Annotated in this window: 10 protein-coding genes; 2 read left to right on the top strand and 8 right to left on the bottom strand. The window is 63.0% G+C overall.

The features are described 5' to 3' along the window. Window positions 1-70 precede the first annotated feature (70 nt). The 6 genes from cydB to QMO82_RS01455 all read right to left on the bottom strand — a co-directional run bounded on the left by cydB (window position 71) and on the right by QMO82_RS01455 (window position 7,777). A complete protein-coding gene (gene cydB / locus QMO82_RS01480; protein ID WP_183610187.1) occupies window positions 71-1,225 on the bottom strand; it encodes a cytochrome d ubiquinol oxidase subunit II in 1,155 nt (384 codons plus the stop codon). A gap of 6 nt (window positions 1,226-1,231) precedes the next feature. After that, complete coding sequence (locus QMO82_RS01475) at window positions 1,232-2,812, bottom strand: cytochrome ubiquinol oxidase subunit I (protein WP_183610188.1); 1,581 nt, start codon at window positions 2,810-2,812, stop codon at window positions 1,232-1,234. A gap of 75 nt (window positions 2,813-2,887) precedes the next feature. Next, window positions 2,888-4,582: an amino acid ABC transporter ATP-binding/permease protein gene (locus QMO82_RS01470; RefSeq protein WP_183610189.1), complete on the bottom strand. Its 1,695-nt coding sequence runs from the start codon at window positions 4,580-4,582 to the stop codon at window positions 2,888-2,890. Continuing rightward, entirely contained in the window at window positions 4,579-6,306 is a 1,728-nt protein-coding gene (gene cydD, locus QMO82_RS01465) for a thiol reductant ABC exporter subunit CydD (RefSeq protein WP_183610190.1), read from the bottom strand. Before cydD ends, QMO82_RS01470 begins: the two co-directional genes overlap by 4 nt. A 4-nt stretch (window positions 6,307-6,310) precedes the next feature. Next, window positions 6,311-6,889 (bottom strand): GbsR/MarR family transcriptional regulator, encoded by a 579-nt coding sequence (locus tag QMO82_RS01460; RefSeq protein ID WP_183610191.1) that lies wholly within the window; start codon window positions 6,887-6,889, stop codon window positions 6,311-6,313. A gap of 288 nt (window positions 6,890-7,177) precedes the next feature. Continuing rightward, window positions 7,178-7,777: a HupE/UreJ family protein gene (locus QMO82_RS01455; protein ID WP_183610192.1), complete on the bottom strand. Its 600-nt coding sequence runs from the start codon at window positions 7,775-7,777 to the stop codon at window positions 7,178-7,180. Window positions 7,778-8,090: 313 nt separating this feature from the next. Between QMO82_RS01455 and QMO82_RS01450 the strand changes: the two genes are divergently transcribed. Further along, a complete protein-coding gene (locus QMO82_RS01450) occupies window positions 8,091-9,122 on the top strand; it encodes a hydroxyacid dehydrogenase (RefSeq protein WP_183610193.1) in 1,032 nt (343 codons plus the stop codon). 148 nt (window positions 9,123-9,270) lie between these two features. On the opposite strand, the gene QMO82_RS01445 is transcribed toward QMO82_RS01450, so the two are convergent. Together QMO82_RS01445 and QMO82_RS01440 are read right to left on the bottom strand one after the other, a co-directional pair. Further along, on the bottom strand, window positions 9,271-10,284 hold the full coding sequence (locus QMO82_RS01445; RefSeq protein ID WP_183610194.1) for a Tim44 domain-containing protein: 1,014 nt from the start codon (window positions 10,282-10,284) through the stop codon (window positions 9,271-9,273). A 98-nt stretch (window positions 10,285-10,382) separates the two neighbouring features. Further along, window positions 10,383-10,841, bottom strand: coding sequence for a YbaK/EbsC family protein (locus QMO82_RS01440; RefSeq protein ID WP_183610195.1), 459 nt, complete (start codon window positions 10,839-10,841; stop codon window positions 10,383-10,385). A gap of 273 nt (window positions 10,842-11,114) precedes the next feature. Between QMO82_RS01440 and QMO82_RS01435 the strand changes: the two genes are divergently transcribed. Beyond that, on the top strand, window positions 11,115-12,461 hold the full coding sequence (locus QMO82_RS01435; protein ID WP_183610196.1) for an extracellular solute-binding protein: 1,347 nt from the start codon (window positions 11,115-11,117) through the stop codon (window positions 12,459-12,461). Window positions 12,462-12,512: the final 51 nt, after the last annotated feature.

The following is a 12,512-nucleotide window of genomic DNA, read 5'->3' as shown; positions in this document are numbered from 1 at the left end:
AAAGTGCGAAGCGGGTTTCCGTCCGGAATTGCATAAAAACAAAAGGTTAGAGCGGTTCCACTGAATCGCTCTAGTAAGCGTGGCTATTTTCATCGGTGATGGACTTCTCATCGACCTTGCCCCACAGAACCTTGTAGACCCAGGCTGTGTAGGCGAAGATGATCGGCAGGAAGATCACTGTCACCACAAGCATGATGAACAGTGTCATGTGGCTGGAGGATGCATCCCAGACCGTCAGGCTCGATCGCGGATCGAGCGAGGAGGGCAGGATGAACGGGAACATCGACAGGCCGACCGTCGAGATGATGCCAAAGATCGCCACCTTGCTGAAGAGCAGCGTCATGACCTCGCGCCTTGCCCGCATGGCGATGAAGGCCAGCGCCGCGCCGACGAAGCCGAGGACGGGCGCGATGATCGTCCAGGGATGGGCGGTGTAGTTGGTCAGCCACCCGCCTTTCTCCAGCGCCACGGTCTTCAGCAGCGGATTGGAGGGGCCGATCGGGCTGATATCGCTGGTGATGCGATAGCCACCGACGCCGATCCACAGGAAGAGGCCGCCGAGTGCGAAAAGCACGATGACGGCAAGGGCGGCGATGCTGCCATAGCTTCTGGCACGCACTGCGACCGGGCCACTCGACTTCAACACCAGCCAGGCCGCACCATGCATCGTCAGCATGGCTAGGGAAAGCAGGCCGCAGAGCAGCGCATAGGGGTTGAGCAGGGCGAAGAACGAGCCTTCGTAGAAGATCCGCATATCGTCGGCAAAGCGGAAGGGCACGCCCTGCAGCACATTGCCGACGGCAACGCCGAAGATCAGCGACGGCACGAAACCGCCGATGAAGAGCGCCCAGTCCCAGCCGCTCCGCCAGCTGGTGCTTTCCCGCTTCGAACGATATTTGAACCCGACCGGGCGCAGGATGAGCGCGAAGAGGATCGCGAACATCGCCAGATAGAAGCCCGAGAAGGACACAGCATAAAGCGGCGGCCAGGCGGCGAAGATGGCGCCGCCGCCGAGGATCAGCCACACTTGGTTGCCCTCCCAGGTGGCGCCGATGGTGTTGATCGCCACGCGCCGTTCCGTATCGGTCCGGGCGACGAAAGGCAGAAGCGTGCCGACGCCGAGATCGAAACCGCCGGTCGTCGCAAAAGCGATCAGCAATACGCCGAGCAGCAGCCACCAGATGAGACGCAGGGTTTCATAGTCGATGAGTTCGTGAAGGATCATGGCAGGTCACTCCGCGGCCGGGACGAGGGTTTCGGAAATCAGAACCGCTTCCGGCTCGTCGTCCGGCTCCGGTCCTTGCTTGATTGCCTTGATCATCAGGCCCATCTCGATGACGATCAGCGTCGTGTAGAGTGCCGCAAAACCGATGATGGTCAGAAGCACGGTGCCGGCGCCAAGGCTGGAGACGGCGGCAGCCGTCGGCAGAACGCCTTCGATCACCCAGGGCTGGCGGCCGAACTCGGCGACGACCCAGCCGAGTTCGATGGCAACCCAGGGCAGGGGGATCGCCAGCACGGCAATCCTAAGAAGCAACGGATATTTGTCGAGATGGCGGCGCGCCGACAGCCAGAAAAAGGTGGCGGTCAGCAGGATGAAGAACATGCCGAGGCCGACCATGATGCGGAAGGACCAGAAGAGCGTCGGCACGTGCGGGATCGTATCACGCGCGGCCTGAACGATCTGCTCCTCGGTCGCCTGGCGCGGATCGTCGACGTAGCGCTTCAGAAGAAGAGCGTAACCGAGATCATGGCCGAGATCCTCGAAGGAGCTGCGCACTTCCTGCGCAACCTGGTCCTGTGCCCGTGCCGAACGGATCTGCATCAGCGCGTCGTAAGCCTTGATGCCGTCCCGGATCCGGGTTTCGGCCTGCTGTTCGAGCTTGTCGATGCCGGGGATTTCGGTGGTCAGCGACCGCGTGCCGATCAGGCCCATGACCCAGGGGATGTGCACGGCAAAATGCGTTTCGCGCGCCTCCTGGTCAGGGAAACCGAAGGCGGTGAAGGCCGCCGGCGCCGGTTCGGTCTTCCACATGCCCTCGATCGCGGCAAGCTTCATCTTCTGGTTCTCGGTGGCGAGATAACCGCTCTCGTCGCCAAGGACGACGACCGAAAGCGCCGAAGCAAGGCCGAAGGAGGCCGCAACCGTCATCGAACGCTTGGCAAGCTCGATATGCCGGCCCTTGATTATATACCAGGCCGAGACGCCGAGCACGAAGATCGAGGCGCAGACATAACCTGCCGACACCGTGTGAACGAATTTCGCCTGGGCAACCGGGTTGAACACCACATCGAAGAAGCTTGTGATCTCCATGCGCATCGTCTGCGGATTGAGCGCCGATCCCACAGGGTTCTGCATCCAGCCATTGGCGATCAGGATCCAGAGGGCAGAAAAATTCGAGCCGAGCGCCACCGCCCAGGTGGCGACCAGATGCCCGACCTTCGACAGCTTGTCCCAGCCGAAGAAAAACAGGCCGACGAAGGTCGCCTCGAGGAAGAAGGCCATCAGGCCTTCGATCGCCAGCGGCGCCCCGAAGATGTCGCCGACATAATAGCTGTAATAGCTCCAGTTCATGCCGAACTGGAATTCCATGACGATGCCGGTGGCGACGCCGATCACGAAGTTGATTCCGAACAGCGTGCCCCAGAATTTCGTCATCTGCCGCCAGATCTGGCGGCCGGTCATGACATAGACGGTTTCCATGATCGCGAGCAGCACGGACAGGCCGAGCGTCAGAGGTACGAACAGGAAGTGGTAAAGCGCCGTCAGCGCGAATTGGAAGCGCGAAAGTGCTACGATATCTAGTTCCATTGTCTTCTCCCACGGTCCCACGGGGTACGGAGCATTCCCAAGCGCCGGCCGGCGCCTGAGGGCATGTTGTCTCGCTCAATCCGGCCGAAGCCGGTCGAGCGCCTTTTCGAACGCCGCCTCTCCGCGGCGCGAAATCTCTGAAATGCGGCCGCCTTCGATGACGGCGACGCGGTCTGCGATGGCAGCTTCACGGCGGATATGCGTTGCAATCACCAGCGAGCGGCCCGCCGCCTTCGCCGAAAGACGCTGGAGCACGTCGCGGGCGGTCGCACCATCGAGACCTTCGGTCGGCTCGTCGAGCAGCCAGAGCGGCGTGTCGCGCAGGAAGAGGCGGGCCAGCGCGAGCCGGCGCGACTGGCCGCCGGAAAGGCCAAGGCCGCCTTCGCCAAGCGGCGTGTCGAGCCCGCGCGGCATGATCTCGACATCGGCAAGCAGGCCGGCTGCGGCGAGCGCTTCGCGAAGGCCGGCCTCGCCGGCATCCGGATTAGCAAGGGCGAGGTTGCCGCGCAGGCTATCCTCGAAGAGTTCCGTTCGCTGCGCCAGCAGGGTCGCCGTCATCGCGGCGACGCCTCCTGTCCTGGCCGGCAACTCTTGGGAAAGCAGAGCGAGCAGGCTCGACTTGCCGGCGCCGCTGCTGCCGATGACGGCGAGGCGTTCGCCCTGCTTGAGCACGAGGTCGATACCCTGGAGCGCCGGCACGGCAGAATTTTCATGAAAGGCGGACACGCCGGCTAGAGAAAAGGCATATCCCGGCAGCGGCGTCGCCAACGGTTCGGTTACATCGGCGACGGCAAGCCACGGTGCGATACGCCTTGCTGCGAGCAGCGTCCGCCCGAGTTCCAGGGCGCCGCGGCGGAGTGCCGCGAAGGGCTCGACCGCCGCGAAGGCGACGAGCAGGCCGAGGGCTGCGACAGGTGCGGTAATCGCCTTCGTTTCCGCTAGGGCTGCGACGGCAAGCAGCGACCCCGTCAGCAGAAGGGTGGAGACGATGCCGAAGCTGAAGGTCAGGCCGGCTTCGGCGCGGTTCAGCCGATCATCGGCACGAGCAGCATAGCTGTCGGCCGCGGCGATCGCGCCCCTCTGCGCCTCAAGCCGGCCGGCCATCAACAGGTCGGTTTGCCCGACGACGAGATCGATCGTCCTCGACCGCAGCGCTTCGATGCCATGGGCGCGCCGCCGAGCATGTCTGCGCGCCGTGCGGCCGGCGATCAAAAAAGGCAGACCGAAGCCGGCGCCGACGAGAAAAAGGCCGAAACACAGGCCGAACAGGGGATGCATCAGCCCCAGCACCACGCTCGCAGCCAGTGCTGCGCCGATCGCCACCGCCGCCGGCACGAGAATGCGGAGATAGAGGGAATCGAGCGCATCGATATCGGCCGTCAACCGGAAGAGCAGCCGCGCCGGGCGATGCAAGAGCGCGCGGGCGGCACCCGGTTCGGCAAAGCCGCGAAACAGCCTTTCACGTAGCGCGGCAAGCACGCCGAGCGTCGCGTCATGGGTCGCGAGCCTTTCACCGTAACGTGCCGCCGTCCTGATGATGGCCAACAGACGGATACCGGCCGCCGGCGCAAAAACGTCGAAAGTCATGGCGGCTGCGGCCGAAAGGCCGGCAAGCGAAGTGGCGGTGATGAACCAGCCGGAGAGGCCGAGTAACGCAATGCCCGCCGTCACCGTTGCTACGGAAAGCAGCGCGCCGAGCAACAACGCACGTCGGCGCTCTGCGAGGAAGAGACGCAGGATCGGTCTGATATCCGCGACAAAGAAACTCATTCGGCTGCCTCCCTTATGGCGAGATCGGCATCGATGCGGATGGCGCGATGCATGCGGGCGGCCAGCAGCGGATCGTGTGTCGCGACGACGAGGGTACGGCCCCGCGCGAGCGCAAGCAGGCTCTGGGTCACATCAGCCGCGGTGGCGGCGTCGAGATGTGCGGTGGGCTCATCGGCCAGGATGATCTTCAGGTGCGGATTGCAGGCTGCGCGCGCGATCGCAAGCCGCAGCACCTCGCCGCCGGAAAGTCCGACCCCGCTTTCGCCAAGCGGCTGGGGACCATAGGCGTCAGCCACCTTTTCAAGGCTGGCGGCGGCAAGAGCATCCGCCACATCGCCGCGCAGAACGCCGGGCCTGCCAAGCGCGATATTGCCCGCGATGGTGCCGGCAAAGATATGCGGTTTCTGGCCGATCCAAGCCATGCCGCCCCGAAGGTTCGCGGCAGTTTCGTCGGTAAGCTCGACGCCGCCAATGAGGATGCGGCCATCGGTACAGGGAGCCAAACCGGCAATCAGCGAAAGAAGCGTCGACTTGCCGGAGCCGCTGGCGCCAAGCAGCGCCAGATGTTCGCCGGCGGCGACATCGAGATTGAAGCCGCCGAGGATCAGTGGTTCATCGGCACCATAGCGAAAGGCGAGATTTTCGAGATGGACGTCCGGCGCCTCGGTGCCGGCTACAGCCGCCGGTTCGGCCGATCCCCGGATGGGTAAGCCGCCGCCGCCGGCAAGTGCATCCAGCGCTTTCAGCGCCGCCTCGCCGGCAGCCCGGTCGTGCCAGACGGCCGAGAGTTCGCGCAGCGGCTCGAAGAAGGCGGGCGCGAGCAGCAGGATGAACAACCCCTCAGTCAGATCGAGCTCGCCCGACCAAGTGCCGAAGCGGATTTCGCCAAGCAGGCTGAAGCCGACATAGACGGCAACCATCGCCACGCCGAGCGCCGCGAAAAGCTCGAGCACGGCCGAGGACAGAAAGGCGATTTTCAGCACGGACATGGTGCGCACGTGAAGCGATTCCGCCTCGCGCCGCAGTCGCTGGGCCGTTGTTTCGACCGCGTCGAGCGCGCGGATCGTCGTCAGTCCGCGCAGGCGATCGAGCAGGAAACCGTTGAGGCCGCCGGTCGCGACAAGCTGTCTTTCGCTAGCAGCCTGGGCGCGCCAGCCGATCAGCGCCATGAAGATCGGAATCAGCGGCGCGGCAAACAGCAGGACCAGCGCGGCGATCCAGGAGACCGGGAGGATAAAGGCAAGGATGACGAGCGGCACAAGGCTCGCCTTCATCCGTGCCGGCTGGAAACGCGAGAGATAGGCCACGATGAGTTCGGCTTGTTCGCCGATGACGCTCGCGGCTTTGCCGGATACCGGCCGGCCGCGGTCGACCGGCGACGATAGGGAAAGGGCAGCCGCGGCGACCTGCCGCTTGCGGCTGAGTTCCATGCGCGCGGCGCGAAAAGCCAGGCGGCCGCCAGCCGCGTCGAGACAGCTTCTTACCAACCCAAGGACGAGGATGCCGAAGGCCGGCCAGAGAACATCACGCAGCCCGCCGCCATCGGCGATACGGCCGACCGAGACCGCCAGCAATCCGGCCTGCGGGATCCAGATGGCGGCGGCCAATGCCTGGAGCATCGCCGCATACCGCAGCCGGGCTTTCGCCGAGTCGGCGCGTGGAACTTCTCCATCCCTCGCCCGGGCCTCCGCTTCGTTTGTTGCGTCGACGAAAGCAGTGCCCATGGCGCTAACTCTTGTTCGCAGGATTCGGCCGGCGGCTGCGGCCGAGCGAGATGACCCGGTCCTTGGCCTCCAGAAGCTTGGTCACTTTCGCGCCAAGCGAGAGTAGCGTCGCGAGCCTTTCCGTTTCAAGTTGTTTTACGTCTTCATACCAATGCGTCAGCTGTTCGATCAGCGTGTGCATCTCGCTCATGCGCGCCTGCGCATGCCGTTCGGCGTCGCTGGCCGGCCGCTGCATCAGGATCTCCCGCAGGACCGACAGCGTCGGATCGACTTCGCGCTTCTTTCGCTCCTCGGCAAGCGTCCGCAATATGAGCCAGACATCATCCGGCGTGGTGAAGAAATCGCGGCGATCATCCGGCTTGTGTTTGAGGATGACGAGGTTCCAGGCCTGCAATTCGCGCAGGCTCATTGAAACATTGGAACGCGAAATGCCGAGCGATTCGGCGATCTCCTCGGCGCAGATCGGCGCGGGCGAGACGTAGAGCAAGGCATAGATCTGGCCGACCGTACGGTTGATTCCCCAGCGGGAGCCCATTTCGCCGAAATGGAGAACGAAGGACTGGACGAGAGGCGGAAGGTTCATGGTCATTTCCGTTGCGTCTGTGATTTCAGTAATTTCTGAAATTACTATAGCGACATTTGCGCCCCACCGACAATCGGCAAGGCGGCCCTGCGTCAATTTGGATCTTCGTTCGTTGGTCGTGAGCCGGATATAACAGGACGCGACACAGCCGTATTTGACTTGGATCAATCTGCACCATTTCGCAGCCATGACGCAGAAACGCCCGGCAATGCGATGCGCATGCCGGGCGTTCTGGTTTGACTGTGATGACTAGCGGCGTTTATGCACGCCGCAGCTGATCGAGGCGGCTCAGATCAAACCGGCCAGGATGCCGACGCCTGATATGGCGGCGATGCCGCCGGCCGCGCGCGCCACGAAAACGCCCTGACGTTCACCGACGCGGCCGATGACGTAACCAAGGGCAAGGCCTGTGACGTGCAGCAGCACGGTCGCGACCATGAAACCGGCGGCATAGGCGGCACCGGCGGCGTTTTCCGGCATTTCGGCGCCGTGCGCATGCCCGTGGAAGATCGCAAAGAGGCCGACAATGCCGAGCGCTGCAGCGAGCGGAGCCTTGACGTTGAGCGCAACGATAGCGCCGAGAACGACGACGGAAAGCGCGATGCCCAATTCAACGAAGGGAAGAGCGATGCCGGCAGCGCCGAGAACGCCGCCGAGCGCCATGACAAGAACGAAGGTCATCGGCAGGAGCCAGGTGGCGCGGCCGCCGAGTTGGAATGCGAAAACACCGACCATCCCCATGGCGAGGACATGATCGAGGCCAGAAATCGGATGGGCAAAGCCATGGCTGAAGCCGGCAGCTTCGCCGATGGCGGGATGGGCATAGGCGACGGCCGGAAGCGCTACGGCAGCCAAAGCCAGCAGGACGCTCTTGAGTGCTGATTTCATTGCTCGATTCCCTCGTGAGTTTTTGAACATCCTGCGGCCGCCGAAACATCAGGCATGGTTCCAAGTCGCGCGCACCAAGCTAGTTCAAAGAGTTTACACGGTCAACGAAAAAGGCATAAATTACGTGGCGATTCAATTGCTTATGCGATAGGCAAATGCCGCTTTCGATAGCGCATCCGCCTCAATATCGGCCCTCCGAAGGAACCTCGACTCTTCACATTCCTCTTCCATGAACTGGAAACGGCGCGGCACAGCGGCTATCAATCGTCCGGACGAGGCGACACAAATCGCCCGCGCGTTGGAGGAGGCATCCATGACGAACACCGAACGGCCACTGGCAATCAGCGCTCCCGAGCCGCGCACGCTCGATCTGATCTTCAGCGACAAGGCGCGCACCGAACTGCATGCGAAATACGAGATCGTCGAGGCCGATCCAGAGAATATCGCTGGGCTCGGTGAGGAGATTCTCGGCAAGGCGCGCTACATCATCGGCCAGCCGCCGCTTTCGGCGGAAACGCTGGCGAGAATGCCAGCCCTGCGCTCGATCCTCAACGTCGAAAGCAATCTTCTCAATAACATGCCCTATGAGGTGCTTTTTCAGCGCGGCATCCATGTCGTAACCACCGGCCAGGTCTTTGCCGAGCCCGTCGCCGAAATCGGTCTCGGCTTCGCCCTGGCCTTGGCGCGCGGCATCGTCGATGCGGATGTCGCCTTCCGCCAGGGCTGCGAATTCTGGGGCGGGGAGGGTAATTCGAGTGCGCGGCTGATCGCCGGCTCAGAAATCGGCATCGTCGGCTTCGGCGATCTCGGCAGGGCGCTGCGACGCGTGCTGTCCGGCTTCAGGGCCCGAATCCGGGTGTTCGATCCCTGGCTGCCGCAATCGATCCTCGAGGAAAGCGGCGTCGAGCCGGCTAGCCTGGAGGATGTCCTGACGAAGAGCGATTTCATCTTCGTCGTGGCCGCCGTGACCAGTGAAAACAGGGGATTTCTCGGCGCGGACGCCTTCGCCAGCATGCGCAAGGGCGCAGCCTTCATCCTGCTCAGCCGCGCCGATGTCGTCGATTTCGATGCATTGATGGCGGCCGTCTCGTCAGGCCATATCGTCGCGGCGAGCGATGTCTACCCGCAAGAGCCGCTGCCGCCCGATCATCCGGTGCGAAGCCTGAAAGGCTTCATCCGCTCGGCACACCGGGCCGGCGCCCTCGACAGCGCCTTCAAGAAGATGGGCGACATGGTGCTCGAAGACTTGGACCTGATGGATCGCGGCCTGCCGCCGATGCGTTGCAAGCGGGCGGAACGCGAAACGGTTTCGCGCATGCGTTCCAAACCGGTGGCAGTGAATTAGAGCAATTCCAGGAAAAGTGCGAAGCGGTTTTCCCAGGCAAAGCGGGAAACGCTTTTGCCGGGAATTGCGTAAAAACAAACAAAAGCTAGAGCGGTTCTACGCTTCCGTTAAAAAGCTGAACCGCTCTGGGCCAGGAGAGGCGCGCCACTCAGGCGGCGCGCTGCTCGGCCCCTTGGATCGCGGCGAGCTTCCAGCCGGCGCTCGGCTTGCGCACGAAAGTCCATACCTCAGTGCTTTCGCTCGGGTGGCGATCGTCGCCGGAAACGATCCGGCCGCTGTCGCGTTCGACCATGGCATCGATCGAGGAATAGCGCATGGCGAGCGTCGCATATTCCTGACCATCTTCGCGCCAGGCCTCGGCAATATCGCCCTGCAGCAGCTTGACGTCGGAGACGCGGTTGCGCACGCCGTTGGTGGCGTTTTCGCCGAGCTCCTCGGCAAGATAGGACATCGCCTCGGGCGTCGTCAGCCGCCGCAACGTGCCGTAATCCTCGGCACCGTAAGCGGTCTGCACTTGGGTCAGCAGTTCCTCGAATTGGTCGAGATCGGCCTGCGCCAGCCCGATCTCGTCGCTCGGGCGGTTGCCGCGCGAGGACGAACCCGAACCGATCGCCGGGATCTGGAAGGACGAGTTGCCAGCTGGCGACATGCCGTAGGACTGCTGGCCATAGGACGACTGACCGTAGGATCGGCTCTGGCCGCCAGCGCCGTAGGAAGGCTGGCGGCGGTTGGCGAAATAACGCATGGCGAGCATGACGGCACCGCCGATCAAAGCGATCTGCAGCAGCATGCCGAGGAAGCCGAAGCCGCCGCCGAAACCGTGACCGAGCAGCATGCCGAGGAGGCCGCCGGCAATCAGGCCGCCGATCATCGAACGCCCGAAGCCGCCGAAGAGACCGGGACGCTGGGCGCCGAAGGGCTGCTGCGCGGTAGCAGGCGCCGTGGTCTGCGGACGCGGCGTCATCGATCGCTCGATCGGCGCGGCGGGTGCAGGCGCGGTGCTGGTCACCGGCGGGGCCTGGAAGGTGCGCGTACCGCGGCTTCCGAAACCGCCGCTGCCGGCCCGGCGCGCTTCCGCATCGTCAAGGGAAGCAAAAACTGTAGCGCTCGTCAGAGCGGCAATGACCGCAAACTTGGCAAAACGCGAAATGGCACCCGGCATTCCTGATCTCCTGTCATGCGCAATCACGGCATGTCGGGAGATAATATAGGTACTCTTTCCCAGGTGTGAAGTTCTGCAGCTCCATTACCGCCATACGCCTACTGGCAGACGTCGACCCAGCTGGCGCCGGTCAGCTCGGCCAGCCGTCCGGTTTCGATGCGCACGGCCGAATTCGTCGAGCCGGCCGCCGGCACGACTTCATCGAAGCGTTTCAGCGAGATGTCGCAATAGATCGGCAGCGGCGAGGGCAGGCCGAAAGGGCAGACGCCGCCGACCGGATGGCTGGTGACCGCCACCACCTCTTCTGCGTCGAGCATGCGCCCCTTGGCTCCGAACGTGTCCTTGAACTTGCGATTGTCGAGCCGTGCCATGCCGCCGGCAACGACCAGCATCATCTGCTCGCCGACCCGCAGACAGATCGTCTTGGCGATCTGGGCGGGCTCGACGCCGTGGGCTTCGGCAGCAAGCGCCACCGTCGAAGAGCTCTCGGCGGTTTCGATGATTTCGATATCGGGTGCGTGGGCACGGAGGAAAGCGCGGACGGATTCAAGGCTCATGAGGCCATGCTAGCGCATCGGCCCGAAAATCGGAATCGATTTTCGAAAAGCGTGATTTGACGCGTAAAAGTCGCCTGTCGAAAACCGCCGCTTGCAAGTCGTCCGGACATCGTCATAATAATTTTGCACACGTGCTCAATTTTGTCATTCGGCCGTTACATCAAACCCCTAGAGCGGACATCGTCACGTTTTCGTGGGGTTTCGGAGCGGCCATCATCAGCAGTGCTGACCCGCCAAGAGGCTTCACGCTGCTCTTCTAGGGAGACGAAGAAGATGACCATTTTGCCGACACTGAAATCCCTCACCATCGCCGCCGCCATCCTGGCCTCGACCTCTGCAATTGCGCTTGCCAAGGACGTTCACATCAGCGTCTGGGCCGGCGGCACCGGCCCGAACGACGTCTATCGTCTCGACGCCATCGAGATCGCCGCCCAGCAGCTGCAGCGCGAAGCTGCGCTGAAAGGCGAAGACCTGAAGATCACCGTCGAGAAGAAGTCCTATTCCGGCTGGGACGACTTCAAGCAGGCGCTGACCCTTGCCGCCGAAGCCAAGACCGCGCCTAATATCGTCGTCAGCGGCCATGAAGACATCGCGCCGTGGTCGCAGGCAGGCCTCATCGTTCCGATCGAGGATTATGTCGATCTCGACTCCTGGCCGCTCAGCGACATCTATGAAAATCTGTTGAAGATCGCGTCCTATAACGGCACCGTCTACGGCATCCCGCAGGATGCCGAATCCCGCCCGATGTTCTTCTGGAAGCCTTACATGAAGGCGATCGGCTACAGCGACGCCGATCTGGATGCGCTGCCGCAGAGTGTCCAGGACGGCAAGTATACCATGAAGAACCTGCTCGAAGACGCCAAGAAGATGCAGGACAAGGGTCTCGTTCAGCCTGGCTACGGCTTCTATCCGCGTCCGAGCAACGGTCCTGATTACTGGCAGTTCTACACCAGCTTCGGCGGCACGATGGAAGAAGGCGGCAAGCTCGTTTTCGACAAGGCTGCGATGACCCGCACCTATCAGCTCTTCGCCGATGCCGTTAAGGCAGGCGTCACCAAGAAGAACCACATCGGCATGCCGGCCGACCAATGGTGGAAGGAAGTCGCCACCGGCAAGGCCGGCATCTGGGACGGCGGCACCTGGCATTATGCCCGTCTCGTCAACCAGGAAGGCCTCAAGGACTTCTTCGGCAACGTGATCTTCACGCTGATCCCCGGTGGCGAAGGCGGCAAGGCCAACACGCTGACGCACCCGCTCGTCTATCTCCTGACCGCAGGTCACGACCAGGAAGACACCGAGATCGCCGCCCAGCTGATCAAGATCGCCTCGGAGCCGCGCACCAACGCGCTGCATGCGGTCAAATCGGCCCATCTCGGTATCTCCAAGTCGGAATCCACGGTCGACTTCTACTCGGCCGACCGCTGGACGCGTGAAGCCACCGAGCGCCTGCTGCCGCATGCCAATGCGATGCCGAACAATTCCGATTTCGGCAAGTACTGGAACATCATGTGGAAGAACCTCGAAGCATCCTGGACCGGTGCCAAGACCGTTGACGCCGCCGTCGGCGATGCCGAGAGCGAACTGAAGAGCACGCTCGGCGACAAGATCGTCATCCGCTAAGATAGAAGCACTCTTCCGGGCAGCGGTGACCCCGCTGCCCGGTCGGTCCGC

This window comes from Rhizobium sp. BT04, from assembly GCF_030053135.1.
Lineage (GTDB): Bacteria > Pseudomonadota > Alphaproteobacteria > Rhizobiales > Rhizobiaceae > Rhizobium > Rhizobium binxianense.
The sequence above is the reverse complement of the archived record's forward strand: the minus strand, read 5'-3'. Positions and strand labels throughout refer to the sequence as shown.

Bases quoted from the DNA above. Each gene is read 5' to 3' on its own strand.
- QMO82_RS01470 (WP_183610189.1), bottom strand. From the start codon at position 4,582: ATGAGTTTCTTTGTCGCGGATATCAGACCGATCCTGCGTCTCTTCCTC.
- QMO82_RS01475 (WP_183610188.1), bottom strand. From the start codon at position 2,812: ATGGAACTAGATATCGTAGCACTTTCGCGCTTCCAATTCGCGCTGACG.
- cydD (WP_183610190.1), bottom strand. From the start codon at position 6,306: ATGGGCACTGCTTTCGTCGACGCAACAAACGAAGCGGAGGCCCGGGCG.
- cydB (WP_183610187.1), bottom strand. From the start codon at position 1,225: ATGATCCTTCACGAACTCATCGACTATGAAACCCTGCGTCTCATCTGG.
- QMO82_RS01435 (WP_183610196.1), top strand. From the start codon at position 11,115: ATGACCATTTTGCCGACACTGAAATCCCTCACCATCGCCGCCGCCATC.
- QMO82_RS01450 (WP_183610193.1), top strand. From the start codon at position 8,091: ATGACGAACACCGAACGGCCACTGGCAATCAGCGCTCCCGAGCCGCGC.
- QMO82_RS01460 (WP_183610191.1), bottom strand. From the start codon at position 6,889: ATGAACCTTCCGCCTCTCGTCCAGTCCTTCGTTCTCCATTTCGGCGAA.
- QMO82_RS01440 (WP_183610195.1), bottom strand. From the start codon at position 10,841: ATGAGCCTTGAATCCGTCCGCGCTTTCCTCCGTGCCCACGCACCCGAT.
- QMO82_RS01445 (WP_183610194.1), bottom strand. From the start codon at position 10,284: ATGCCGGGTGCCATTTCGCGTTTTGCCAAGTTTGCGGTCATTGCCGCT.
- QMO82_RS01455 (WP_183610192.1), bottom strand. From the start codon at position 7,777: ATGAAATCAGCACTCAAGAGCGTCCTGCTGGCTTTGGCTGCCGTAGCG.